The following is a 25143-nucleotide window of genomic DNA, read 5'->3' as shown; positions in this document are numbered from 1 at the left end:
GTGGTGGCGGCCGAGTCCGGCGCGGTGAGTTGCGGGGCGGCGGCAGTTCGGCGGAGGCGGCGCCGGGTGGGAGACGGGTTCGTGGGCACCGCACGGTGCGGGGCGGAGGCCGCTCGTCGGGGCGTGGTGCGGGGCGGCGACGGTTCGCGGGGCGAGTTGCGGGATGGCGCCAGTTCGCGGGGCGGTGACGGTTCGCAGTGGCTGACGGGCCGGGTTAGGGCGTCGTGCTCGGTGGCTGACGGGCCGGGGCTGGGGCGTCGTGCTCGGTGGCTGACGGGCCGGGGCGGGGCGCTGTGCTCGGTGACTGCCGGACCGGACTGGGGCGGGGTGCCCGGAGGCTATCGGGCCGGGCCGGGCCGGGCCGGGCCGGGCCGGGGCGGCAGGGCAGCAGGGGCGGCAGGGGCGGCAGGGGCGGCAGGGGCGGGGTGCTGTGCTTGGTGGCTGGGCTGGGTTAGCTGATGGCTCGGTTTCTGATTAAGGGGAGGTAGACGGCGTCGACGATTTCGGTGAGGGTTTCGTCGGGGGCGGTTGGGGCGCCGCGTGTGACGAACTCGTTGCGGAGCAGGACCATGGCGACGGTGGCGACTCGGGGGTGCAGCGACTCCGGTGAAGCTTCGCCGCGGGCTACCGCTCGGCCGAGAATGATCAGCCAGGGGGCGGCCGTTGCCTCGGCGGACTGGTCGGTGAGTTGGCCCAGCAGCTGTTGAGTGCCGCCGGCTGCGGCTATCAGTTCCCGCAGGATGCCGCCGAGGGGGGAGCTCCAGTGCCGGTTCGCCCGGCGCAGCATCTCGAGGGCGTCGTCGCGGAGGTTTCCGGTGTCCGGTGGCTGGACCGTGTGCGCGATCTGCCGGTAGGCCGCGACCCCCAGGGCCAGGCGGTCCGGCCAGCGGCGATAGATGGCGTTCTTGTTCGTCCCGGCGCGCCGTGCCACCGCGTCCATGGTCAGCCCGGCGAAACCGGTCTCGTCCAGCTGGTCGGCGGCCGCCCGCAGGATCGCATCCTCCAGCGCGGCTCCGCGTCGCCGCGTCTGTCCGGTCACCCGAGCCCCCACATCCCTGCGACGACCAAGGAACGACCAAACCCACCCTGCTTTCGGTACGAATGGTACCGCGCCAACCGCATCCACCCCGCACGGAAGCCCAGCCACAAGGTACCGCTCGTGCCCTAGCCGGCCGGCAAAGCAGCAGGTCACGACCCGTGCGTCGAGGGCCGAGTCCATGCAACCGGAGAAGGCGTGGTCAGGCGACGAAAAGGGAGGCCAGGCCGTGCGACGAGCGGGGAGGCCAGGCCGTGCGACGAAAAGGGAGGCCAGGCCGTGCGACGAGCGGGGAGGCCAGGCCGTGCGACGAAAAGGGAGGCCAGGCCGTGCGACGAAAAGGGAGGCCAGGCCGTGCGGCGAACGGGGGAGGCCGGGCCGTGCGGCGAACGGGGGGTATGCGCCGCGCGTCAGGACGGTCGCGGCGTGGTCGCGGAAGCGAAGGCGTGGTCGCTTTCTTGGGCTGGAGCGGTGATTCTGGACGGGCCCGATCGTCACAGAAGTGATGGCTTGTCGGGATGGAGGTGTCATGCGGAAGTTCTGGGGCCGGGTGGCCGCTGGGCTGAGCGTCATCTGCGCCCTCGCCCACGTTGCGATCGCCTGGTCCGGGCTGCGTGGCGGGAACCTTGCCCTGGCCGGAGTGGCACTGGGCATGACGGCGCTGTGCCTGCCGTGCGCGGTCCGGCTGTGGCGTGGCCCGACGGCCGCGACGTGGCGGATGACGGCGGGGATGACCGGCGTCATGCTGGCCCTGCATCCGTCCCTGATGACCCTTTCCGGTCACGACCACTCGCTGCACTGGCCGGCCCTGAACGCGGTGACGGTGACCCTTCTGCTGATCACCGGCACCGCGGCGCTGCTGGACCGGACCCGCGGCAATGCCCGGACCGCGTGGCGACTCACCCCGGCAACCAGCCCCGACCGGCATTGAGTCGACGGGCTGGCCGCCCAAAAGGACCGGCGACCGCCCAAAAGGACCGGCGACCGCCCAAAAGGACCGGCGACCGCCCAAAAGGACCGGCGACCGCCCAAAAGGACCGGCGGCCGGCCAAAAGGACCGGCGGCCGGCTAAAAGGACCGGCGGCCGGCTGAATGGCTGGGGAATGCGGCGCTGACCGGGGCGTCGGCCTTGAAATGCGACCGCCGGTCGGTGCGGATCGCTGACCGGCGGACCGGCGTTGTGTGGCGGTTGCGGGACGGGGCGGAATCCGTACCAAATCGGGGTTTAGGAATCGAAGGAGAAACCCAGGAGATTGGCGGTTTTCAGGATCACGCCGTCGCGGCCGCCGTTGCGGTCGGCCCGGGCGATTGCCCGGCGAATCACCTGGACCGCGGGGTAGGCGATCGGTTCCGGCGGGATGGGCAACGGGCGCTTTGTCGCCATGCGCAGGCGGGTCCGCGGGGTGTCCGCTCCGGCGAGCAGATCCAGCATGACCGAGCCGGCGAAGCGTGTCGCCGCCACGCCGAGGCCGGTGAATCCGCTGCTGTAGGCCACCTTGCCACCCATCGCCAGGCCCTGGAACGCGGCCAGCTGGGTCGACATGTCGATCATGCCGCCCCAGGCGTGGCTGAATTTTATGTCGCCGAGTTGTGGGAAGGTGCGCAGGAAATGGTCGGCGAGGCGGGCGAAGGTCTCCGGCCGCTGGTCGAATTCCGGCCGGATGCCGCCGCCGCGGTGATAGACCGCGTCGTAACCGCCCCACAGGATCCGGTTGTCGGCGGTCTTGCGGTAGTAGTGGAACTGCCGCGAACAATCGCCGATGCCGAAGCGCCCGTGCCAGCCGATACTGTCGAGTTGCGCCGGTGTCAGCGGTTCCGACATCAGCACGTAGTCGTAGATCGGAATGGTCAGGAACCGATTGCGGCGCAGCAGTGACGGGAAGCCGTTGGTGGCGAGCACGATCTTGCGGGCGCGAATGGTGCCCATCCGGGTGGTGGCCCGGACGGTGCGACCACGATCGGTCAGGCGGGTGACCGGCGTGTGCTCGAAGATCCGCACGCCGAGCTTGCGGCACGCCTCCTTCAGGCCCCAGGCCAGCTTGGCCGGGTGCACGAGCCCGGAGCCGGTCTCCCGGAACGAGCCGGCGCGGTAGAGCGGCGAGCGGACCAGCGTGGCGAGCTCGTCCTGGTCGTAGAACCGGCCGCCGTCGGACCGCAGTTCCTCGACCTGGTGACGCTCGGTGGCGACGGAGAGCGAGCCGACGTCCTCCCATTCGGCGTCGATGCCGTGCCGGACCAGCGCGTCCCGGAACGCGGCGAAGTTCTCCCCGGCCAGGTCGGCGAGCACGCTGAGGTCGCCGGCGAAGTAGCGCTGCCCGTTCTCCGGGCCGTGCGTCAGGCTCGCCTCGACGAATCCGCCGTTGCGTCCGCTGGCCGCCCAGCCGATCTCCTCGCCCTCGACGAGGACGACGTCGCGGCCGGGATCGTTCTCCTTCGCCTGCAGCGCGGTCCACAACCCGCAGTAACCGCCGCCGATGATCAGCAGATCGGTCTCGATGGCGCCGATGAGAGCGGGCTGGGGCGCGGGCCGACCGGGATCCTCGAGCCAGAACGGGGTCCGGGCCGCGTCGGCGAGAGCCTCGCGGATGCGCTTCTCATCGATACGGATGTCGAGATCATAGGCCGGTGTATCCGCCCGCATGCTGATCCTCCCTGGTCAGGGCCATAGCAAACTTGATGCGCTACGCTTAGGTCAATGCGTTGACATAAGGAGTTTCCAGATGGCGACGACGCGGGGAAGTTCCGACCGGGTCCGGCGGCGGCCGACGCGCAGCGGCGTGGTGCTCGATCCACGCATGATCATCGATGCCGCGCTGCGGCTGATCGAGGCGCCGGGCGGCAACGCGCTCACTGTGCGTCGCCTCGGCGTCGAGCTCGGGGCCGACCCGTCGGCGATCTACCGCTACTTCCGGGACATGGACGCCCTGCTGATCGCGATCGCCGACCGGCTGATCAGCGAGACCCTGGCCGGCTTCGAGCCGGGGCCGGACTGGCGGGCCGCGCTGCGTGAGATGGGCCGCGGCGTGCACGACTCGATGCTGCGGCACCCGCGCCTGGCCCAGCTCCGGGCCAGCCGCTTCACCGCCGGGCCCAACGAGCTGCGGGCCGACGACATGGGCATCGGACTGCTGCTCAGCGCCGGTTTCGCCCCGGCCGACGCGGTCCGGCACTTCCGCGACTTCATCGACGCGGTGCTCGCCCTGGCCGCGATGGACGCCGCCGAATTGGCGCCCGGTCAGGAGGAGGCCGACAAAGAGGCACTGACTCAGCTGTACGCGTCATTCCCGCCCGAGGAATATCCGAATCTGGCCGCCGTGCGCGAACATTTGCCGCAGATCACCGCGTCCGCGTTCCCGGGTGTTCTGGACAAGCTGATCGATGCGCTGGCGCAGGCCGCACCGCGGTCGTAGGGTGCCGAACGTGACCTATCGTGCCGGCGACGTGCTGCGCATCTCGTGTCCATTCGCGACCACCTTCGTCTCCCGGGTCGGTGAATACGACGTGATCATTCGGTGGCCGTGGTGGGAGATCGATCCGGATTCCGATTTCATTCGCTGGAACGGTGAGGTGGCATTGAGCCTGCGCGATCCGGGTGAGCTTTATACGACCGAACCGCCGGTCGGCAACCTGGTTTCCGGCCAGATCTGCCGGGTCGGACTTCCGCCGCGGATCGTGCACGTGCTCGAGGTGCAGGAGTACGACCCGCCCCAGGTGTCCGGCTGGCTGCCCCGTTCGAGCCTGGAACTGCTGGTCCTGACGGCCGGCGAGGCGCCCGATCCGCGTGCCGAGTTCCAGGGCACCGCCATCGAGGTGGACGGGGGTGTGCCGATCACGTACGAAATGGTGTTCCGGCCTTATGCCTTTTTGGAACTCGGCGATGACGTGGCTGATTCTGATCAGCGGGCGTGGCGCTTCGGCGGGCCGTTCGCGTGGACCGCGTTCGACGGCGGGAGCGGGGCGCCGGCCTGGCCGTTGACCCTGCTGGACGGGGATGCGGACGCGGACGTGGTGGCGTCCGTGACGGCCGCCGGGGAGCATGCCGACGAGATCGCCCGGTGGCGGCGGGAGGCCGGTCTCGGCAATTGACGTGTGCGAATAGCTGACCTACGTTTCGGGGAAACCGAGGAATGGGGGCAGCGACATGCGTCGGACCCGGCTTCTCGCGGCGCTGGCCGCGACGTTCCTGCTGGCTGCCGGCTGCGGCGGCCCCGATGAACCGGCGCCGGCCGCGTCCGGGCAGGCGGACAAGGTGAACACCGGGGTCATCGCGATCGTCGACGTGGCGCCGATCTATCTCGGCAGGGCGAAAGGCTTCTTCCGGGACCAGAACATCGACCTCACCCTGACCACCGCCCAGGGTGGCGCGGCGATCGTGCCGGCGGTGCTCGGCGGCCAATACCAGTTCGGCTTCAGCAACACGATCTCGCTGCTGCTCGGCGCGTCAAAAGGCCTTCCGGTGAAGGTCGTCGCGAACGGCAACAATTCGACCGGCGTCGACGGCAAGGATTTCGCCGGCCTGTTCGTCAGGGCCGACAGTCCGATCCGGTCGCCCAAGGATCTCGCCGGGCGGACGGTTGCCGCCAACACCCTGAAAAACATTGTGGAGACGACGGTACGGGCGTCGGTGCGCAAGGACGGCGGTGACGCCGCCGCCGTGAAATTCACCGAGCTCGCCTTTCCCGATCAGGTTCCGGCGCTCCAGTCCGGGCGGGTCGACGCGATTTTCGTGGTCGAGCCGTTCCAGCAGGCCGCGGTCGGGGCCGGGGCCCGGAAGATCGCGTCCAGTTATGTCGACGCGGCGCCGGATCTGACCGTTGCCATGTATTTCACCTCCCAGCAATTGCTGTCGGCCAACCCCGATCTGGTCCGGCGATTCACCGAGGCGATACGCACATCTCTGACGTACGCCGATGGGCACCCGGACGAGGTGCGGGACGCGCTCGGGTCGTATACGAAGATCGCGCCGGAAGTGCGGTCGGCGCTGGTGCTGCCCAAGTGGCCCGCGGAGATCAATCGGGCGTCGGTCGAGACGCTGGCCGACCTGGCCGTGACCGACCAACTGTTGACTGCGAAGCCGGACCTCGCGGCGCTGCTGCCTTAGCACATGTCGCCGGCCGGTAGGGTTGTCCACACTGATGGGTGGTCCACAGGCCGTCGGCGTGATCTCGGAAGTCCCGCGAGGATGGTCGGAGCGCGCTGGTCATCGGTGCGGGCCGAGGGGTGATCGGATGAGGTGAGCGGATGGATCAGGGGATCAGCCCGCGAATCGCGGTGGTCAGCGTTCCGGCCAGGACCTCGTGGTCGTGCAGGCTCGGATGCCAGTCGCAGCCGAGCAGGTCCAGGCCCAGGGCAGCGTTGTCGTAGTAGACCGACGACACCCGCTCGTCTCCGCTCGCGGCGCGATCCCGGACGATCCGCGCGATCGCGTCGGCCAGCGCGGTGGTGCGGTAACTCAGGTCGGGATAGGTGAGCACGAGATGGGTGCCCAGGCCGTACCGGTGTCGCAGTGTCCCGATGAATCCCTGATAGGCCGCGATGTAGTCGGCGGTCAGCGCGGCCTCGTCGGCCCATTTCTCGCCCGGGTTGAGCGGCGTGGAGAAATCATTGATGCCGAGACCGATGACGACCACCTGCGGATGCCAGGACGCCGGGCGTTTCCACACCGATTCGTCGACCGCCTGCAGGGCGCGGTCATAGTAGGTGCGGTAGTCGGTTCCCGGGTTGCTGCCGTTGTAATTGCGGACCATGCCGATGCCCGACCAGGCGTTGATCTGGTAGTCGGCGTTCAGGGCCTTGGCCGTGCGGGCGCCGAAGGCCTGGTCGGCGTTGCTGTTGCGGGTCAGCACTCCGGCGCCGGAGCAATCGCGGCTCACCGACATGTCGCCGTAGCCGGCCGTCCAGGAATCGCCGATGAACTCGATCTGCCGGTGCCGCGCCGCGGGCGCGGCCAGAATCCGTCCGCCGGGACCGGCGACGAGGCCGCCGAACTGCGCGAGGTTCCAGGGGCTTTCGGTCCGCTTGGCCAGGCGTACGGTGTGCTCGCCCCCGCGCAATCCGGTGATCCAGCGCGTGGTGCTCCCGGGAGTCACCAGCGTGATCGGCGCCGCGTCGTCGATCCGCACGTCGTAGTCGTTGACCGTGTCGTCGAGCCGGATTCCCACGCTGCTGCCCCGGAATCGTCCCTCGAAATAGACGCCGGGCCAGGTGAAGGCGACGCCGGTGCCGGTGGGGGTGACCCGACCGGCCGTGTGGACCTGCCGCGCCAAGGGCGTGCCGGGCGCCGCCGACGCCTGGCCGGGAACGGTGAGCGGGCCGCCGCCGAGAAGTGCGATGGCGGCGAGGCCGGTCAGCCGTCGCAGGGATGTCCTTTGCATGTTCATCGCTCCCGACTGTGCAGGGAATATTTATTCTTGACGATGAACAATCTAACCGACGGCGGGCCTGCGCGCTGCCGGAGCGGCGTGCAGGCCCGTCGATGTCCGGCGATCGGCCGGCGGCACGGACGCGGGCGTCACGCCGGTCTGCCGGTGTCCTGGGTCAGTGGGCGGCACGGACACAGAGGCGTCACGCCGGTCTGCCGGTGTCCTGGGTCAGTGGGTGGTGCGGATCTGGACCGTCGCGCTGGTGCTCCACGGGACGGCCGGGCTCATCGCCGGGACCGGGATGATCTCGACGGGCAGTTCGCTGCCGGCGGTGGTGGCCCGCTGCCGGAACGTGAAGCGGTGGGTGACGCTGCCGCCCGCCGCGGGCGCCGCCACGGTGACGCCGAACGACTCCGGCCGGGTGATCACCGGCGGCCATCCGGGGCCGGTGCGCTCCAGGCCGGGCGGCGCGTAGAACCAGACGGTGACCTTCGACGGGTGCGCGCCATGACGGTGGGTGATCGTCACGTCGACGCCGCCGGTGCGGTACCCGCCGGTCGCCGGGCCGAGTTCCAGGTCTCCCGTGGTGACCTGGAGGTCGGTGACGTGCCGGTTGACCGGCATCCGGTCCGGGCCACTGACCTGCTCGAACCGGCCGTCGCGCAGGGCGTAGCCGCGGGTCTGCCAGATCTGCGGGGTCCGGTCGGCGCAGCAGCGCTGGTAGTCGCCGACCAGCGCGGTGACGACGCCGGCCGGGCTGAACCGGGGGCTCGCGTCGCGGATGTCGCGGATCGGGCCGGTGGTCACGGTGACCTGGCCGAGCGGGACGATGTGGCCGGCCCGGTCCCGGTCGTAGGCGACGAGTTGCTTGCTGCCGCCCTCGATCATGCAGCCGAGCAGCGCGACGGTCTCGTCCGCCCCATCATGATCGACATCACCGTAGGTGGCGCCGAGAATCAGGACCGAGTCGCCGTACGGCGGTTGCCCGTCCGGAACGGGGTGCGGCGGGACCGGCGACGAGCCGTCGTGGAAGCGCAGTCGCCCCGAGGTGCACTGGACGTCGTCGGCCGGCCAGGCCGGGACGTCCAGCGTCGCCTCGCGCAAGGTGGCCAGGGGGATGTGGCCGTCCGGCGCCACGTCGTAGGACACGGGCACAGCCGCGACGCCGGCCGTCTGCGGGGAGACCGCGAGCGGCAGCGACGCCATCAGGACGGCGAGCAGACCGGGGAGACGGCGGCGCGTCGAGGATTCGGGGGACCGGGAAGGCCGGGAAAGTTCCATCGTGCGCACATTTTGGGCCATAAAGGCGGCGTTGTGCGTGATTGAACCCGGAAATCACCCGTTCCGGGGTCACTCCCGTTGCAGATCAAAAGACCGGGCATTCTTCAGTACGGCGATCTGCCCGGCCTCCCGCCGCAGCGCCGTCTCATGCCGGCTCGGCAGGGTGCCGAACATGCGCACCGTGACGGTCAGCTTCCGGCCGCTCGTGCGCGGCCGCCACGTCCCCGCGATCGCACCGTCGACGAGCACCGCCCCGGGTCGAAGTGCACCATCGCCTCGCCGATCAGCGGCCCCTCGCGCTCCCAGCCGGCACGCCGCTTCTTCGGCGGCTCCGGGGCGATCCGTCCGGCGAGTGCCGTGTCGAGCCCGTCGCCGGCCAGCACCTCGCCGATCGCCGCGGCGGTCAGATCGGCCATCTCGATCAGACCCAGCCCGAGTTTCGTCGGCCGAGAAGGAACCGGCGGGTCGCCGCCTCGGTCGGCGGGAGCACCCCGGTGGTGAAGACCGCGGCGTCGGCGGCCGGGAAGAAGAACGGTGAACCGCGCAGGGACCAGCTCTGCAGCAGGCTCTTGTCGCCGGCCATCGCCGCGACGAGCCGCTGCGTTCTCGCCGCTGGGCGGGGAGCCGCCGCATTCTCGCCGCTCGGCGGGGAATCAGTCGCCGGTCAGGTCGCGGCGCAGGGCGACCGCGGCGATGCCCAGCGCGGCGACCGCCCAGACGATGAAGATCTCCAGGCCGAAGGCGTCGCCCCGGGAGGCGTCCAGGTAGCTGGTCATCGGCAGCGGCCACTTGAACTGGGTGGCGATGCCCTCGACGATCACGAACCAGACCCCGAAGCCACCGAGCAGCCAGGTGGACCGGCGGACGGTGGCGGCCAGGGCCGCGCCGAAGACCGCCATCACCGGTACGACGTCGAGGGTCCGGAAGTACACCAGCCCGCCGAACTTGGCGTACGCCGGGATCCCGCTGAACACGGCCAGCAGCCAGGCCACCACGACCGTCGTGACGACCTGCGCGAGCAGCACCCGGAAGCGCCGGGGCCGGGCCAGGTACAGCAGCGCGAGGGTCCGATGCTGGTAGTGCTGGGTGACGGTGAGGACCGAGATGCCGAACGCGCCCAGCCCGGCGAACAGCGCCCACCAGGTGTCGTCGACGATGCCGGCGGCCGCGGTCACCGCGCCGAACAGGGCGAGCGACACCCAGCTGGAGCGAATCGTCGCCATCCGGTAGAGCTCACTGCGGACCAGACTGATCATCGGGCGGCCGCCAGCTCCAGGAAGATCTGTTCCAGGCTGGGCGCGTCCGAGGACAGCTCGTACAGCGGGATCCCGGCCGCGAACGCGATCTCGCCGGCGTCCTCGGGCGACAGGCCGGCCACCTCGAGGGTCTGCTCCTCCGCGGTGACCACGGCGCCGGCCTCCTCGAACGCCCGCCACAACCGCACCGGATCCCGGCCGCGCACCCGCAGCCGGAGCCCCTCCGCGCCGGTCAGCTCGGCCAGCGGCATCGCGCACCGGAGCCGGCCGTTCGCGATGATCACCACGTCGTCGACCAGCTGGGCCAGCTCGGCCAGCAGGTGACTGGAGATCAGCACCGTGCCGCCCGCCGCCGCGTGCGCCCGCAGCAGGCCGCGCAGCCAGGCGATGCCCTCCGGGTCGAGGCCGTTCGCCGGCTCGTCGAGGACCAGCACCTGCGGCTCGCCGAGCAGGGCGGTCGCCACCGCGAGCCGCTGCCGCATGCCGAGCGAGTAGTCGCCGGTGCGCTGCCGGGCCGCGTCGGCCAGGCCGACCGCCTCCAGCAGCAGGTCGACCCGGGCACGGCTCGCGCCGGCCAGCATCGCCTGCCCGATCAGGTGCGCCCGACCGCTCTGGCCCGGGTGGCTGATGCCCTGGTCGAGGACCGCGCCGACCGCGCGCAGCGGGTTCGCCAGCTCGGCGAACGGCGTCCCGTTGATCAGGGCGGTGCCGGACGTGGGCCGGGTCAGGCCGAGCAGCATGCGCAGCGTGGTGGTCTTGCCCGAGCCGTTCAGGCCGAGGAAACCGGTGACCCGCTCGGGCCGGGCCGTGAAGGAGAGGCCGTCCACCGCGCGTACCTTCCGGTACGCCTTGGTCAGATCAATGGTCTCGATCATGGTCGGGAACTATCCCACACGCCCACAGCATCCCGCGCTCCGTGATTTTCCGGGTCGGCGGAACCTGCAGGTCGGTGGGGCTGTGCCCGAGCGTGTTGACGAAGACCCGGCCGGCGCCGAACCGGCGGGTCCAGGCGACCGGCATCACGGCGCCGGCGGTTTCCGGGGCGCCGTGGTCACCGGTGAACGTGGTGGTGGCCAGCACGTCCAGGGTCGGGTCGACGTGCAGGAAGTACTGCTCGGTGCGGACCGGGAAGGTGCTCAGGCCGTACGCAAGGGAATGGGTTTTGTTGATGTTGATGGTGTGCTCGACGAAGCCGCCGGGGTGACAGACGAAGCGGCCGCCGACCATGAACTGATATCGCGGGGCCTCGTAGCCGGTGGCGACGATCCCGCCGTGCCAGCCGGCGAACCCGGCGCCGGCCCGGACCCGGTCGACCAGCGCCGTCTCCTGGGCCTCGGTGAATCGGGCCCCGGTCCAGCACTGGACGATCAGGTCGAAGTGATCGTCCGAGGTGTAGGCGTCCAGGGTCTCCGCGATGTGCAGGGTGAACCCGTTGCCCTCGAGGAAGTCCCGGAACAGCTCGGTGCAGGCGACCGGCTCGTGTCCCGCCCAGCCACCCCGGACGATCAGCGCTCGCATCGGTCAGCCACGCGCCCGCGGCAGGCAGCACTTCTTGTACTTCAGGCCGGAACCGCACCAGCACGAGCCGTTGCGCTCCGGCGGCCAGGTGATCTGGGCCGGCTGCGTCGCCAGTTGGCGGGCGTAGCCGGTCCGGGCCTTGGCCTCGGCCGGGTCGTCGTCGCCGGCGAACCGGGTCAGGCCGTCGGCGGTGCCGGACAGCGGGGTGCCGCCCTTGCCGACCAGCGTGCGCTCCAGGCGGGCGCGGTGCTCGTCCCAGGTCGGGCCGTAGACCTCGGCCAGCGCCGGCCACTCCTTGATCACCCGGTCGAACTCGGCCTGCGGCCAGAACAGCAGCTCGTCGCCGCCGCCGGTGGTGGTGGCGTTGGCCAGCCGGGTCTCCAGCCGGTCGGCCAGGTTGTCGTGCGCGTCGTGCGAGCGGCCCAGCTGGTGCCGGGTCCGGTGGCGCTGCTGCAGCAGGAAGAACAGCAGGCCGGCGTCCTCCGCGGAGGACGGGTCGGAGCCCCGCTCGGCCAGCGCGGCCTGCACCGCCTCGGTCAGCCACTCCTCGGCGAGCTGGTGCCGCCCGCCCGCGGCCAGCGCCGCGGTGACGTAGGCCGCCGCGTCGGTGTGCCGGGTCAGCGCCGGGCGCAGCGGCTCGAGCTCGGCCAGCGCCTCGTCGGCGCGGCCGACCCGGAACAGGATCCGGGCGTGCACGGCCTTCGCGTTGGTCGACGCGCTGTCGTCCCGCGTCCCGAACGCCTCGACGGCCCGATCGGCGTAGCGCAGCGCGGCGTCCAGCTTCGACCGGCTCTCGGCGATCTCGGCGGCCAGGGCCAGCGCGTTTCCGGCGTCGTCCGGGTCGGCGAGCCGCCCGGCGTCGACCGCTTCCGCCAGGCCGGCCGCGATGCCGAGGGGGTCGGCCGCGCCGAGCGCGGTCTGCCGGATCTCGTCGAGGTCGGCGCTGGTCAGCTCCGTAGTAGTAGTCAGCACGCGATCACGTTACTTCGATCCGCCACCGGCCCGCGCTTGATCTGCGTCTCACCACGCCCGTCCGGTGGCTATACGGCGGCCAGCAGGGACGCGTCGATCTCGCGGGCCGGCACCGGACGGGCGAAGTGGAAGCCCTGCGCGAACCGGTAGCCGAGGTCGTGCAGGCGATCGGCCTGGTCCTGGGTCTCCACGCCCTCGGCCACCGCCCGCAGGCCCAGCGTCGTGGCGATCCCGCTCAGCGAGGCCGCGATCGCCTCCTGCTCCGGGCCGCCGTTCAGCTCGTCGATGAACGACTTGTCGACCTTGAGGGTGGTGACCGGGCAGGTGCGCAGCAGGGTGAGCGACGAGTGGCCGGTGCCGAAGTCGTCCAGGGCGATGCCGACGCCGAGGCCGCGCAGCGCCCGGACGGTGTGCAGGGCCGGGCCGCCGGCGAACACCGCGGTCTCGGTGATCTCCAGGGTGACCTGGTGGGCCGGCAGCTCGTGCCGGTGCAGCACCGACAGGACCAGGCCGGGCAGCTCCGGGTCGAGCAGCTGCCGGGCGGAGACGTTGATGCTGATCCGCGGGGCGGCGTCGCCGTACCGCCGGCCCCAGAGGGCCGCGTCGGCGCAGGCGGTGTCCAGGATCCAGGCGCCCAGCTCGACGATCAGGCCAGTCTGCTCGGCGACCGGGATGAACTCGGCCGGCGACACCGCCGCGCCGCCGTCCGGGTGCCAGCGGACCAGCGCCTCGACCGAGTGCAGGGTGCCCAGCGGCAGCTCCACGATGGGCTGGTAGACCAGCCGGAACTCGCCGAGCTCCAGGCCCCGGCGCAGGGCCGCGGCCAGGTCGGCGTGGTGCTGGGCGGAGGCGTCCAGGTCGGCGGTGTGCTCCTGGTGGCGGTTCGCGCCGACCCGCTGGGCGGCCTGCAGGGCGAGCTCGGCCCGGCGCAGCAGATCCGGTACGGCCTCGTCCCGCCCCGCCGCCGACCCGACCGTCACGGTGACCAGCAGGTCGTGCACGTCCACCGGCAGCGGCGCCTGGAACGCCTGCACCAGCGCCTCGGCCAGCCGGCTGCCCCCGGCGAGCGGGTGCCCGGCTGGCAGCAGGACGCCGAACTCGTCGCCGAGCAGCCGGGCGACCAGCGCCGATCCGCCGACGGTCAGGGTGATCCGGGCGGCGGCCTGGCGCAGGATCTCGTCGCCGGTGTCGTCGCCGAGCCGGTCGTTGAGCGCGGCGAAGTCGTCCAGGTCGCAGACCGCGACGGTGGCCTCGCCGGTCCGCTCGTGCAGCGCGTCGGTGAAGAACCGGCGGTTCGGCAGCCCGGTCAGGTCGTCGCGGCGGGCCTGGTCGGCCAGCCGGTCGGCGAGCCGGCCGTTGTCCCGCAGCGCCGCGTGCTGCCGGACCAGCACCAGCAGGATCAGGACCACGGCGCCGGCGGCGAGCCCGGCCGGCAGGTAGCCGGCCCGCAGCGTGACGGCGAGCAGCATGGCCGCGGTGACCGCGACGGTGACGTACGGGACCCGGCTGATCGCCCGGCGCCCGCGACGTCCGGCCGGCGCCGGCTCCGCCCCGGCCAGGTCGGCCCGGACCTGCGCCCGTGCCGACAGCGTCAGCAGCAGCGCGAGCAGCGGCAGCGTGGCGACCATGGGGCTCAGATGCGGCCAGTGGTGGAACGCGGCGGCGAGCAGCATGGCGTACGGCCCGAGCAGCCCGGCCGGGCTCAGGATCCAGAGCGCCCGCCCGTGCACCGGCCCGGCGCCGGTCATCCCGACCTTGACGATCGCGACGACGGCCGCGCACGCGGCGCCCAGGACCATCACCCGCAGCACGCCGGAGAGCAGCCCGTGCGCGGCCGGGACCGGCATCACCGCCAGCACCTCGAACGTCACCATGCCGGTCGCGACCCCGACGATCGCCACGTCCATCCAGAACGTGGCTCGCGCCCGTGACCTGCGGTTCCGGCCGGGCAGGCGGACCAGGGCCAGCACGGCCAGGGTCAGCGCGACGAAGTACAGGACGCCGGCGACCGGGCCCAGCGCGACCATCTCCTCCGGGTGCCGCACGGTGTCGAAGCACTGGGCGACCGCGCCGGCCCCGAGCACCGCGACCGCGGTGCCGAGCCGCCGCCAGAACGCCCGGGCGGCGTCCGCGCCGGTCCGCGCGGCCAGCAGGCAGCCGGCCACCGAGGTGAACACCGCGCCCCAGGCGAGCGGCCACATCACCCAGACCGGGAGGGGGACGAGCGTGCCGAGGGCGCCGACGAGAACGGCTACCAGCAACCATCCGCCCGCGGCGACGACGAATCGGCCGGCCGCTCGGACGGGTCGGGACGGTGATCGCATCGGGCGTGGTGGCCCTTCCGTGTCGGGGGGAGTTCGGCTGCCTCTATCGGCAGGCCGGCGAGCCGATCGAGGAAAGTCGCCGGGTCATGTCGCCGGAGCCCATCCGGGGTGGCCCCGGCATGGCCGGCGGGCACATGTGGGCGATCGCCACCCGGCCGTAGGGTGGCGCACATGTCGCGTGGACTCGAATACCTGGACCTGCTCGCGCGCGAGGCCGCCCTGGTCGAATTCGAGCGCCCGCTGATCGCGGCCCGGGCCACCGGCGCCCCGGCCGCCCGGCTGGACGAGCTGGAGCAGGCGAAACTCCTCGCGCTGAAGGTGCGGGCGCTGCTCGAACGCCGGCGCCGGCGGGAGGAGGAGCTGTCCGCGCTCTACGACACCGCCGGGGACCTGGCCGGGCTGCGGGACGTCGACGCGGTGCTGCGGGCGATCGTGCACCGGGCGCGGACGCTGCTCAACGCGGACGTGTCGTACATGACGCTGAACGACGCCGAGCGCGGCGACACGTACATGCGGATCACCGACGGGTCGGTCGCGGCCAGCTTCCAGAAGCTGCGGCTGCCGCCGGGCGCCGGGCTGGGCGGGCTGGTCGCGCTGACCGGGACGCCGTACGCGACCGCCAACTACCCGGCCGACGCCCGGTTCGCGCACACCAGCGACATCGACCACGGGGTCGGCGACGAGGGCCTGATCGCGATCCTCGGCGTGCCGATGCGGCTCGGCTCCGCGGTGATCGGCGTGCTCTTCGCCGCCAACCGGGCCGAGCGGCCGTTCGCCCGCGAGGAGGTCGCGCTGCTGCTCTCGCTGGCCGCGCACGCGGCGGTCGCGCTGGACACCGCGCGGCTGCTGACCGAGACCCAGACCGCGCTCGCCGAGCTCTCCGCGGCGAACTCCACCATCCAGGCGCACAGCGAGTCGGTGGAGCGGGCCGCCGACGCCCACGACCGGATGACCGCGCTGGTGCTGCGCGGCGGGGGCGTCGACGACGTCGCCGCCGACCTGGTCGACGTGCTGAACGGGGCGCTGCTGGTGATCGACGCGCAGGGCCGGACGCTGGCGACCGCGCGGACGCCCGGCTCCGCGGTGCTGCTGCCGCAGCCGGACGAGACGACCGTCGGCGAGGCGGTCGCGGCGTCGCGCGGGGAGGGCCGCAGCGTCCGGCGCAACGACCTGATCATCGCGGCGGTCGTCGCCGGGGCGGACAACCTCGGTGCCCTGGTCTTCCGGCCGGACACCCCGCTCGCCCCCGCCGACCAGCGGATCCTGGAGCGCGCCGCGCAGGTCACCGCGCTGCTGCTGCTGTTTCGGCGGACCGTGGCCGAGGCCGAGGCGCAGGTCCGCGGCGACCTGCTGGACGACCTGATCAGCCGGCCGGTCCGGGATCCGGACGCGGTGCGGGACCGGGCCGCCCGGCTCGGGCTCGACGTGGACGCGCCGTACGTGATCGTCACCGCCGGCGACGACACCGGCGACGGCCTGCGGCAGCGCGCGGTCTCCTGGGCGCGCAGCTTCGCGGCCGGCCGGCGCGGGCTGGCGATGACCCGGGACGGCCGGATCACGCTGCTGCTGGCCGGGGAGGATCCGGCCGGCACCGCGCGGCAGGTGGCCAAGGAGCTGGGCCGCGCGCTGGGCCGACCGGTCACCGCGGGCGGCGCGGGTCCGGCCCGCGGCGCGGCCGCTGTCGCGCCCGCGTACCGCGAGGCCGATCAATGCCTCAGCGCGCTGATCACGCTGGGCCGGTCCGGGTCCGGGGCGGGGACCGAGGAGCTGGGGTACGTCGGTCTGCTGCTCGGCGAACGACGCGACGTCACCGGTTTCGTGCAGGGCATCCTCGGCCCGGTGCTCGACTACGACGCCCGCCGCGGCACCGCGCTGATCACCACCCTGGAGGTGTACTTCGACCACGGCGGCGGCCTGGCGAAGGCGGCCGAGGCGCTGCACGTGCACGTCAACACGGTCACCCAGCGCCTGGACCGGGTGGCCCAGCTGCTCGGCGACGACTGGCAGCACCCGCGCCGGGTCCTGGACCTCCAGCTGGCCCTGCGCCTGAACCGCCTCTCGCTGGGCGCCGACCACACATAGCGCGAGTTGGATGTGTGGATCCGATCCATGGGCTTCGTGGCCTGCGCGGACGTAGCGTCCCCGTAACCTACGTCACACCTTTGGAGAGGATGCACATGTCGACCACCGCACGTGCCCCGATCGTCAAGGTCGTCTTCGCTTCCCTGGTCGGCACCGCCGTCGAGTGGTACGACTTCTTCCTTTACGGCTCGGCCGCCGCTCTCGTCTTCGGCACCCTGTTCTTCCCGAAATCCGATTCGGTCACCGGAACGCTGCTGGCCTTCGGCACCTACGCCCTCGGGTTCCTCGCCCGCCCGCTCGGCGGGGTGGTCTTCGGCCACTTCGGCGACCGGGTCGGCCGCAAGAAGATGCTCGTCGTCTCGCTGATGATGATGGGCGTCGCCACGGTCGCGATCGGCCTGCTGCCCACCTACGCGAGCATCGGCGTCGCCGCCCCGATCCTGCTGCTGGTCTGCCGCCTCGGGCAGGGCTTCGCGGTCGGCGGGGAGTGGGGCGGCGCGGTGCTGATGGCCGCCGAGCACGGCGACGACGCGCGCCGCGGCTTCTGGTCGTCCTGGCCGCAGGCCGGTGTCGCGCTGGGCAACCTGCTCGCCACCGGGGTGCTGTGGGTGCTCGCGCTGGTCCAGCCGGACGAGGCGTTCAACGCGTGGGGCTGGCGGATCCCGTTCCTGCTCAGCGCGGTGCTCGTCCTGGTCGGCCTCTGGGTGCGCCTGCAGATCGAGGAGTCCCCGCTCTTCCAGGAGGCGCGCGCCAAGCTGCCGGCCAAGGAACACCAGCCGCTGCTGGAGGTGATCAGGCGCTACCCGCGGGAGATCATCCTGGCGATGGGCATGCGGCTGGCCGAGAACATCGCGTACTACCTGGTCACGGTCATCTCGATCACGTATCTGACGACGTTCGCCGGGACCAGCGCGGACAAGAGCAAGATCCTGACCGCGCTGCTGATCGGCTCGGCCGTGCAGTTCGTGCTCATCCCGATCCTCGGGGCGGTCTCCGACCGGGTCGGGCGGCGGCCGCTCTACCTGGCCGGGGCGATCGGGATCGCGATCTGGTCGTACGTCTTCTTCGATCTGATCGGCAGCAGGTCGGAGCCGAAGATCATCCTGGCGGTGCTCGTCGGTCTCATCCTGCACTCCCTGATGTACGCCCCGCAGGCCGCGTTCTTCGCCGAGCTGTTCGGGACGTCGGTGCGGTACACCGGCGCGTCCGTCGGCTACCAGCTCGCCTCGATCCTGGCCGGGGCGCTCGCCCCGATCATCGCGCTGAAGCTGCTCGGCGACGTGCACCACCCGAACACCACGGCGGTGGCGATCTACATGACCGTGGCGTCGGTGCTGACCGTGATCGCGGTGCTGGCCGCGAAGGAGACCGCGCGGTCCTCGCTGCGGCACGACCGGGTCACCGACGCGGTCCGGGAGCCGGTGGGCTGACGCTCACCTCAGTTTTTGGGCTGAGCTGCCGATCCGGCGGGCCGTGACGACGCGCCGTGCGACCGGGTGGGGGATCCTGCTCACCCTGACCGGGCTGGCGGTGGGCGGGGTCGCCACCGCCCGCCTGATCCGGCATCGGAGGCCGGCGGTTTCCGTGCCGCCGCCCTCCGCTGAGCCGGATCCGCCGCCCGGTCTGCCGCCCGTCGAGCCGTCCGGGGCGTCCCGGTCGCTGGTCCGGATGGCCGTCGCCGCGGCCGTCGTCGTGGTGCTGTGCCTGGTCACGGTCGTCGCGACCCGGCCGGCGGACCGCGGCCGGGAGCCGTCGGCCGAGATTGCCGCGACGGACGACTTTCTGCTGCGGTCGATCGATCGGTGCCGGCTCCTGTACGGACCGGAGCAGTGCGGTCCCGCGACAACCCGCCCGGTCCTTCCGCTCGCGGAGCCGACCATGGACACCGACGGGTACCTCTGCGTGCGTGGCGCGGACCGGCCCGTCCTGGACACCGTCTGGCCGAAGCTGTCCGCCACGTCGGCCGCCGGGACCGACTCGACCTTCCAGATCACCGGGGTCGACCGGTCGACCGCGCAGGACCGCACACTCCCGGGCCGTAGCGAGGGCGGGAAGGCGGTTGCCGACCTGCACTTCACGGGTGGCCCCATGCTCGCGCACGGCGAGTCGTACCAATGGCGGGTTCGCGGAGCTTCCGGCGGCTGGTCGCCGTGGTGCGAGTTCACCGTCGGCAAGGTCACCTCGGACGACCTGGGCCTCGACACGACGCGGAGCTATCAGGTCGTGCTCCCGGCCGCGAAGTGGCGCGCGATCCGCCGCAGCCTCGAGCCGATCGAGTGGCCCGCCGGCCGCTACGCCCACGCGCGGATCGAGCGCATCCTGACGTCGGTGTCCCCGACCGCCGCCCGGGTCCCGGTGACGCTCCCGGCCACGACCTGGGAGGACATCGTCGGCGGGCTCGCCTTCCGCGGCTACCAGACCGGCGACTTCCAGGTCTGGATGCTCGCCGATCTGGTCTCGACGGGACTCGGCGGACCCGAGCATCCGAACGCCGGCTGGCCCCGGGATTAAAAATCTTAAGATCAACTTCTTGAAAATCAATTTGGTACGGCCTATAACTTGAGTTATGACAGAGCGGGCGATGGACTGGCAGGAGCTCACCAACCTGACCAGAGGCAGGCCGTTCGTCGTCGAGCGCGTGCGCCTGGCCGACAACGGCGTGGCTGTCGAGGGTGGGTTCGAGCCGCCGCAGCTGGCTCAGCTCAGCGTCGAGGACCAGGTGTTCGTGACGGCGTTCGTGCGGTGTCACGGCTCCATCAAGGAGATGGAGCGGATCTTCGGGGTGAGCTACCCGACGATCAAGTCCCGGCTGAACCGGGTCTCCCAGCTGCTCGACTTCGTCGAGACCGATCCGGCGCCACCCCGGTCGGAGGTCATCGACCGGCTGCGGCGGGGCGAGATCACCGCGCAGCAGGCGCTGGCCGAGCTGGGCGGGGGCCCGTCATGATGCCGCAGCTGCTCACCGTGCGGGTCGAGCAGCCGGATCATCGGCCGATCCGGATCTGGGTGCCGGTGCTGCCGGTGGCGCTCGTGTTCTCGCCGCTCCTGATCCTGGCCGCGCTGGTGGCCGTCGTCGCGTGCGTGGTCTACCGCGTCTCGGTGCTGCGGGCGTTCCTCGCGGGCTGGCGGTTCTTCTGCGCGTTGCGCGGCACCCTGGTCGACGTCCACGAGGGGCGGTCGACCGTGCTGGTGAACATCCGATGAGTTCTCCGGAAGGGAGAAAGCAATGAACGAACAGCGTAAGGACATCCTCGACATGCTGGCCGAGGGCAAGATCACGGCGGACGAGGCGGAGCAGTTGATCGCCGCGCTGGACCGGTCGCGGCCGGCCAACGCGACCAGCTCCGACGTGCGGCCGGCCGCCGCGCCGAAGTATCTGCGGGTCGAGGTCGACACCATGGAGGGCGGCGAGCCGGGCCGGGTCAACGTGCGGGTGCCGCTGCAGCTGCTGCGGGCCGGGGTGCGGCTGGCCGCGCTGATCCCGCCGCAGGCGCTGGGGAAGGCGAACGAGGAGCTCAGCAAGAACGGGATCCCGTTCGACCTGACGCAGCTCAAGCCGGAGCAGCTGGAGGAGCTGGTCGAGCACCTGGGCGAGATGACCGTCGAGGTGGACCAGCCGGACGCGAAGGTCCGGGTCTTCTGTGACTGACCGCGGGCTGCCCGCCGGCTCCTGGTCCGTCGGCTGCCTGCCGGTCCGCAGCCTGTCCGCCCGCGGCTACCTGTCCGCCCGCGGCTACCTGTCCGTCGCCGCGCGGGCAGAGCCCCGAGAAGGTGCTGGAACACCTTCCCGAGGCCGCGCCGCGATCACTCGTGACGCACAGTTGAACTGCCGCACTGAAGTTTAGCGACAAACCGGAGGGCTTCGCGTTCCGCACGCGAAGCCCTCCGGTGTTCAGGTTTTGTGCTCTGACCGCAACCACCCGCGGACGTCGCCCTTGCGGGTCTCGTGTTCTGGGCGCCCCGCGCCCTTGCGAGGCCCGGAAGGGTCCCCGCGGGAGCGACGATCAGTTATTGGCCGCAGCGTCGGAAATGAATCTCTTGATCTTTCAGCTGCTCAGGGTGCTGGTGTAGAGCAGGCGGTTGGGGGAGCCGGTGCCCGCGCCGGTGACGACGCCGGTGGTGGCGGCGGCGACGACGGCGGCGTTGACGGTGGCGACCGAGGCGCCCGGGTGGGCGGTGAGGTAGAGGGCGGCCGCGCCGGCGACGTGCGGCGAGGAGAACGACGTGCCGCTGCCGGTGTAGGTGGCGGAGTCGCTGGTCCGCCAGGCCGAGGTGATGTCGACGCCGGGTGCGAAGAGGTCCAGTACCGAGCCGTAGTTGGACCAGGAGGCCTTGGCGTCGGTCTTGCCGGTGGCGCCGACCGTGAGAGCCTCGGTGACCCGGGCCGGTGAGCTGGTGCTCGCGTTGGCGCCGGAGTTGCCGGCGGCGATCGCGTACGGGATCCCGGCCGTGATCGACCGGCGGACCGCGGCGTCGAGCGTGCTGCTGGTGCCGCCGCCCAGGCTGAGGTTGGCGACCGAGCGGCCGGCCACCGCGTGCGCGGTCACCCAGTCGATGCCGGCGATGACGCCCGCGGTCGTGCCCGAGCCGTTGTTGTCCAGGACCCGGACGCCGACCACGTTCGCGCTCTTGGCGACGCCGTACGTGCTACCGACCGCGACCGCCGAGACGAACGTCCCGTGCCCGTTGCCGTCCTGCGCGACGGTGTCCCCGTCCACCGCGTCGTAGCCGTAGCTCGCCCGGCCGCCGAAGTCCTGGTGCGTGATCCGGATCCCGGTGTCGATCACGTAGACGGTGGTCCCGCTGCTCGGACCGTAGGTGTAGGTCCCGCTCAGCGGCAACGCCCGCTGGTCGATGCGGTCCAGGCCCCACGGCGCGGAGCTCTGGGTGTCGGCGATCCGGACCGTCTGGTCGGCCTCCACGCTCGCCACCGACGGGTCGGCGGCCAGTCGCGCGGCCTGACGGGCGGAGAGGTGCGCGGTGTAGCCCTCGACGGCGTGCCCGAAGATCCGGTCGACCGATCCGCCGTAGCGGGCGGCGAGCCGGTCGGCCCGCGCCCGGTCGACGTCGGAGGTCAGGGTGACCAGGTAGGTGCCATCCACGGCGGTGGCACTGTCCGCGTTCAGGACGGTGCCGGTCGCCTCGGCGGCGTAGGCCGGGGATGTCGCGAGGACCGCGAGGGTGATGCCGGTGAGGACGGCGGCGGCTTGCTGACGCATGGGGTTCCTCCCGAGTTGCGACGCCGGTGTGGCGCCTGGAACTCAGGCTAGGAACCAAAGTTTGATTGACGATCAACGATTCATTAGGAGGTCTTCAGGAGGTTGATGCCGGCTTGCAAACGACGATCTTCGATGGGCGGTGATCGGGTGGGATCAGGCTGCCCAGTCGGCGGCGGAGTAGCGCAGCGTCATCTCGGTCTTGGTCATCTGGGACGCGGCCGGCGCCACCCCGTGCGCGCTGAGGGTCGCCGTCAGCCGGGCCGCGACCTCCGGCGCCTTGCCCACCGGGCAGCGGGTGGACAGTTCCAGCACGGTGGACCCGTCCGGGAAGGCCCACTTCTCCGCGGCGAGCCGGCGGTCGAAGCCGTCCGGCTCGAACCGGTATTTCCGCACCTCGACCGGCCCGAAGACGACCAGGTCGTCGAGGGAGAGCCGGTCCGGGCCGCAGGCGGCGAGCAGCCGGCGCTGCGGCTGCGGCAGCAGCTTGGTGAGCGGGCGCCCGGCGGACCAGGTGCGGGCGACCACGCCGCGGCCGAGGCGGACCTTCAGCGAGCCGGAGCAGACCCGCTGCCCGGGCATCGCGTCGATCTCGACCTCGAGCATGTTCTTGCGGCGCACCCACTTCGGCACCGTGTGCGAGTCCATCGGCCGGAGCTTGACCACCACGTCGTCCGGGCGGTCGCCCATGTCGCGGACCCGCACGACCAGCCCGGCGCGGTAGAGCGCCAGGTCCGGCGTGTCCAGGAAGAACACCCGGCGGGACTCGGCGGCGGCCCGGTCGATCGCCAGCGAGCGGCACTGCCGTTCGCTGGAGACCACCTTGAGCTCGACGCGTTCGGCCTGGTCGGCCAGCTTCACGGTGCGGCCGGCCGGGGGCACCCAGTAGCCCCACTTGCCGGTGTTCTTGGCGAAGTGCCGTTTCCCGGGTCGGGCCGGGTCGAGACGCCGGGCGCGCGGCATGGCAAGTTCATTGGCTGGCACCCCGGCTGGCTCCCCGTTCTGCGATTCACTCGTCGTTCACCTGGGGTTAACCCTACCGGACGCCTTTCCCAAGATCACTGTGGTCTTCGTCAATGATCGTCCGCGGGGTCGCTGACCTGAGGAAACCGCCTCCGGACGTCCTCGACGGTGGCCGGTCCGGGCTCCCAGGGGGCCACCCAGGCGGCATCCGAGGCCGGATTCACCACCCCCTCCTCGAGGAACGCGTACCGCCCGTCGAGGACCCGTTTCGCCGCCTTCACGTCCAGCGCGTCGGTGTTGTCCCACAGCGCGGCGAACAGCGCCTCGGCGCGGATCCGGGACTGCCGGCAGAACAGGTCGGCCAGCTCCAGCTGCGGCGCCTGCCCGGACGCGTCGGCGCGCACGCACGTCGCCGACATGGCGAAGAGTTCCGCCCCGATGTCCACGATCCGGCCGAGGAAGCCCTGCTTGCGCTCGAGCTTGCCCTGCCAGCGGGACATCGCGTAGAACGTCGAGCGGGCCAGTTTGCGGGAGGCGCGCTCGACGTACCGGAGATGGGCCGCGAGCGGGCCGAACCGGCCGAACTCGGCGGGGTTCTGCCCCTTGCCGACCGCCAGCGTCGGCAGCCACCGGGCGTAGAAACCGCCGGCCCGCGCCCCGGCCCGGGCCTTCCGGGCCAGGCCGGCGTCGGGGTCGATGATGTCGCCGGCGACCGAGAGGTGCGCGTCGACCGCCTCCCGGGCGATCAGCAGGTGCATGATCTCGGTCGAGCCCTCGAAGATCCGGTTGATCCGCATGTCGCGGAGCAGCTGCTCGGCCTCCGCGCCGCGCTCGCCCCGGGCCCGCAGCGAGTCGCTGGTCTCGTAGCCGCGCCCGCCCCGGATCTGGATCAGCTCGTCGGCGATCTGCCAGCCCATCTCGCTGGCGAAAAGTTTCACCAGCGCCGCCTCGATCCGGATGTCGTTGCGCTTGTCGTCGGCGATCAGGCAGCAGAGGTCGAGCATCGACTCCATCGCGTACGTGGTCGCGGCGATGAAGGAGATCTTCTTCGCGACCGCCTCGTGGCTGCCGACCGCGCGGCCCCACTGGACCCGGTCCGCGGACCATTCGCGGGCGATCGCCAGGGACCGCTTGCCGGCGCCGACACACATCGCGGGCAGCGACAGCCGGCCGGTGTTCAGCGTGGTCAGCGCGATGCGCAGGCCCCGGCCGAGGCCGCCGATCACGTTCTCGGCGGGCACGAACACGTCGTGGAAGCGGGTCACGCTGTTCTCCAGGCCACGCAGGCCCAGGAACGCGTTGCGCCGCTCCACGGTGATGCCCGGCGAGTCGCCCTCGACCACGAAGGCGGTGATGCCCTTCTCCGGAACCCGCGCCATCACCACGAGCAGCGTCGCCAGCGTCCCGTTGGTCGCCCACAGCTTCACCCCGTTGAGGCGAAAACCTCCGTCGACCGGCTCCGCGATCGTGCCCAGTCGCGCCGGGTCCGACCCGACATCCGGCTCGGTCAGCAGAAACGCGGAAACCTCACCCCCGGCAAGCCGGGGCAAGAACGATTGCTTCTGTACGTCGGAGCCGAACAGTTTCAGCGGTTGCGGCACCCCGATCGACTGGTGCGCGGAGAGCAGCGCGGCGGTCGACGCGCTCACCGAGCCGATCAGCGTCAACGCCTTGCAGTAGTGCAGATTCGACAGGCCGAGCCCGCCGTACTCCTTGTCGATCTTCATGCCGAACGCGCCGAGCCGGGCCAGCTCGTGGAACGCCTCGTCGGGGATCCGGGCGTCCCGCTCGATCTGCTCGCCGTCCAGGCCGTCCCGGACGTACGCCTCGAGCTTTTGAAGGAAATCGTCCGCGTCCGGACTCGCCGGCGCGGACGGCCACGGATCGATCAGGTCGAGCCGGAACCTGCCGAGGAAGAGCTCCTTGCCGAAGCTCGGTTTTCGCCACTCGGCCTCGCGGGCGGCCTCGGCGACCTGCCGGGCCTGCTTCTCGGAGACGTCTGCCGGTTTCCCGTGCGTCGTGGTCATCGGTCCACATCCCTCCGACGTCGGACGTGCCTGGCCGTCACGCTACGCCCGAGTGTTACCGGTAGGTAGCCCTCTGCGATGATCGACAGTCGTCTACCGTGCTGAC

General features: G+C 71.6%; 24 protein-coding genes. 10 read left to right on the top strand and 14 right to left on the bottom strand.

The annotated features are described in order from the left end of the window. Positions 1 to 451: 451 nt before the first annotated feature. Positions 452 to 1039, bottom strand: a complete 588-nt coding sequence (locus L3i22_RS35580) for a TetR/AcrR family transcriptional regulator (protein ID WP_255657404.1) — start codon at positions 1037 to 1039, stop codon at positions 452 to 454. Positions 1040 to 1565: 526 nt separating this feature from the next. On the opposite strand from L3i22_RS35580, the gene L3i22_RS35575 reads away from it, so the two are divergent. Further along, entirely contained in the window at positions 1566 to 1967 is a 402-nt protein-coding gene (locus L3i22_RS35575; protein WP_221321867.1) for a hypothetical protein, read from the top strand. 294 nt (positions 1968 to 2261) lie between these two features. Here L3i22_RS35575 and L3i22_RS35570 read toward each other — a convergent pair whose 3' ends face one another. Next, positions 2262 to 3677 carry an FAD-binding oxidoreductase gene (locus tag L3i22_RS35570; protein ID WP_221321866.1) on the bottom strand — a complete coding sequence of 472 codons (1416 nt, stop codon included), beginning with the start codon at positions 3675 to 3677 and terminating at the stop codon, positions 2262 to 2264. A gap of 79 nt (positions 3678 to 3756) precedes the next feature. Here L3i22_RS35570 and L3i22_RS35565 point away from each other — a divergent pair, with 79 nt between their 5' ends. The 3 genes from L3i22_RS35565 to L3i22_RS35555 are packed head-to-tail and all read left to right on the top strand — an operon-like array spanning position 3757 to position 6137. Next, positions 3757 to 4446 carry a TetR/AcrR family transcriptional regulator gene (locus L3i22_RS35565; protein ID WP_221321865.1) on the top strand — a complete coding sequence of 230 codons (690 nt, stop codon included), beginning with the start codon at positions 3757 to 3759 and terminating at the stop codon, positions 4444 to 4446. A 10-nt stretch (positions 4447 to 4456) separates the two neighbouring features. Continuing rightward, a complete protein-coding gene (locus L3i22_RS35560; protein ID WP_221321864.1) occupies positions 4457 to 5122 on the top strand; it encodes a hypothetical protein in 666 nt (221 codons plus the stop codon). Positions 5123 to 5177: 55 nt separating this feature from the next. Next, positions 5178 to 6137: an ABC transporter substrate-binding protein gene (locus L3i22_RS35555; RefSeq protein ID WP_221321863.1), complete on the top strand. Its 960-nt coding sequence runs from the start codon at positions 5178 to 5180 to the stop codon at positions 6135 to 6137. A 145-nt stretch (positions 6138 to 6282) separates the two neighbouring features. Here the strand turns inward: L3i22_RS35555 and L3i22_RS35550 are convergent, their stop codons facing one another. From L3i22_RS35550 to L3i22_RS35510, 9 genes are all read right to left on the bottom strand, one after another. Next, a complete protein-coding gene (locus L3i22_RS35550; RefSeq protein ID WP_221321862.1) occupies positions 6283 to 7410 on the bottom strand; it encodes an SGNH/GDSL hydrolase family protein in 1128 nt (375 codons plus the stop codon). A 216-nt stretch (positions 7411 to 7626) separates the two neighbouring features. Next, the gene (locus L3i22_RS35545; RefSeq protein ID WP_221321861.1) at positions 7627 to 8679 is read right to left on the bottom strand and encodes a hypothetical protein; all 1053 of its coding nucleotides are present in this window, start codon (positions 8677 to 8679) and stop codon (positions 7627 to 7629) included. A 188-nt stretch (positions 8680 to 8867) separates the two neighbouring features. After that, the gene (locus tag L3i22_RS53925) at positions 8868 to 9095 is read right to left on the bottom strand and encodes a hypothetical protein (RefSeq protein ID WP_255657403.1); all 228 of its coding nucleotides are present in this window, start codon (positions 9093 to 9095) and stop codon (positions 8868 to 8870) included. Positions 9096 to 9100: 5 nt separating this feature from the next. Beyond that, the gene (locus tag L3i22_RS35535) at positions 9101 to 9262 is read right to left on the bottom strand and encodes a hypothetical protein (RefSeq protein WP_221330609.1); all 162 of its coding nucleotides are present in this window, start codon (positions 9260 to 9262) and stop codon (positions 9101 to 9103) included. Between the two features lie 70 nt (positions 9263 to 9332). Next, positions 9333 to 9935, bottom strand: coding sequence for a hypothetical protein (locus L3i22_RS35530; RefSeq protein ID WP_221321860.1), 603 nt, complete (start codon positions 9933 to 9935; stop codon positions 9333 to 9335). Continuing rightward, positions 9932 to 10810 (bottom strand): ATP-binding cassette domain-containing protein, encoded by an 879-nt coding sequence (locus tag L3i22_RS35525; protein ID WP_221321859.1) that lies wholly within the window; start codon positions 10808 to 10810, stop codon positions 9932 to 9934. The genes L3i22_RS35530 and L3i22_RS35525 overlap by 4 nt, the downstream gene beginning before the upstream one ends. Then, positions 10794 to 11453, bottom strand: coding sequence for a ThuA domain-containing protein (locus tag L3i22_RS35520; protein WP_221321858.1), 660 nt, complete (start codon positions 11451 to 11453; stop codon positions 10794 to 10796). Before L3i22_RS35520 ends, L3i22_RS35525 begins: the two co-directional genes overlap by 17 nt. 3 nt (positions 11454 to 11456) lie before the next feature. After that, entirely contained in the window at positions 11457 to 12425 is a 969-nt protein-coding gene (locus L3i22_RS35515; RefSeq protein ID WP_255657402.1) for an SEC-C domain-containing protein, read from the bottom strand. Positions 12426 to 12493: 68 nt separating this feature from the next. Beyond that, on the bottom strand, positions 12494 to 14686 hold the full coding sequence (locus L3i22_RS35510) for a bifunctional diguanylate cyclase/phosphodiesterase (RefSeq protein WP_255657401.1): 2193 nt from the start codon (positions 14684 to 14686) through the stop codon (positions 12494 to 12496). A gap of 234 nt (positions 14687 to 14920) precedes the next feature. On the opposite strand from L3i22_RS35510, the gene L3i22_RS35505 reads away from it, so the two are divergent. The 6 genes from L3i22_RS35505 to L3i22_RS35480 all read left to right on the top strand — a co-directional run bounded on the left by L3i22_RS35505 (position 14921) and on the right by L3i22_RS35480 (position 20480). After that, on the top strand, positions 14921 to 16831 hold the full coding sequence (locus L3i22_RS35505) for a helix-turn-helix domain-containing protein (protein ID WP_221321856.1): 1911 nt from the start codon (positions 14921 to 14923) through the stop codon (positions 16829 to 16831). Positions 16832 to 16926: 95 nt separating this feature from the next. After that, entirely contained in the window at positions 16927 to 18261 is a 1335-nt protein-coding gene (locus L3i22_RS35500; protein WP_221321855.1) for an MFS transporter, read from the top strand. A gap of 43 nt (positions 18262 to 18304) precedes the next feature. Next, on the top strand, positions 18305 to 19342 hold the full coding sequence (locus tag L3i22_RS35495; protein ID WP_221321854.1) for a hypothetical protein: 1038 nt from the start codon (positions 18305 to 18307) through the stop codon (positions 19340 to 19342). A gap of 55 nt (positions 19343 to 19397) precedes the next feature. Beyond that, on the top strand, positions 19398 to 19778 hold the full coding sequence (locus L3i22_RS35490; RefSeq protein WP_221321853.1) for a DUF2089 domain-containing protein: 381 nt from the start codon (positions 19398 to 19400) through the stop codon (positions 19776 to 19778). Further along, positions 19775 to 20035 carry a hypothetical protein gene (locus tag L3i22_RS35485; protein WP_221321852.1) on the top strand — a complete coding sequence of 87 codons (261 nt, stop codon included), beginning with the start codon at positions 19775 to 19777 and terminating at the stop codon, positions 20033 to 20035. The genes L3i22_RS35490 and L3i22_RS35485 overlap by 4 nt, the downstream gene beginning before the upstream one ends. 22 nt (positions 20036 to 20057) lie before the next feature. Beyond that, on the top strand, positions 20058 to 20480 hold the full coding sequence (locus L3i22_RS35480) for a DUF2089 domain-containing protein (protein WP_221321851.1): 423 nt from the start codon (positions 20058 to 20060) through the stop codon (positions 20478 to 20480). Between the two features lie 397 nt (positions 20481 to 20877). Here the strand turns inward: L3i22_RS35480 and L3i22_RS35475 are convergent, their stop codons facing one another. From L3i22_RS35475 to L3i22_RS35465, 3 genes are all read right to left on the bottom strand, one after another. Then, the gene (locus L3i22_RS35475; RefSeq protein ID WP_221321850.1) at positions 20878 to 22050 is read right to left on the bottom strand and encodes a S8 family peptidase; all 1173 of its coding nucleotides are present in this window, start codon (positions 22048 to 22050) and stop codon (positions 20878 to 20880) included. 153 nt (positions 22051 to 22203) lie between these two features. Next, entirely contained in the window at positions 22204 to 23010 is an 807-nt protein-coding gene (locus L3i22_RS35470) for a hypothetical protein (protein ID WP_221321849.1), read from the bottom strand. A 110-nt stretch (positions 23011 to 23120) separates the two neighbouring features. Next, the gene (locus L3i22_RS35465) at positions 23121 to 25037 is read right to left on the bottom strand and encodes an acyl-CoA dehydrogenase family protein (RefSeq protein WP_221321848.1); all 1917 of its coding nucleotides are present in this window, start codon (positions 25035 to 25037) and stop codon (positions 23121 to 23123) included. Positions 25038 to 25143 lie beyond the last annotated feature (106 nt).

The organism is Actinoplanes sp. L3-i22, assembly GCF_019704555.1.
Classification (GTDB): Bacteria; Actinomycetota; Actinomycetes; order Mycobacteriales; family Micromonosporaceae; genus Actinoplanes.
Note: the sequence above shows the minus strand (reverse complement) of the source record. Positions and strands in the feature narration are given on the sequence as shown.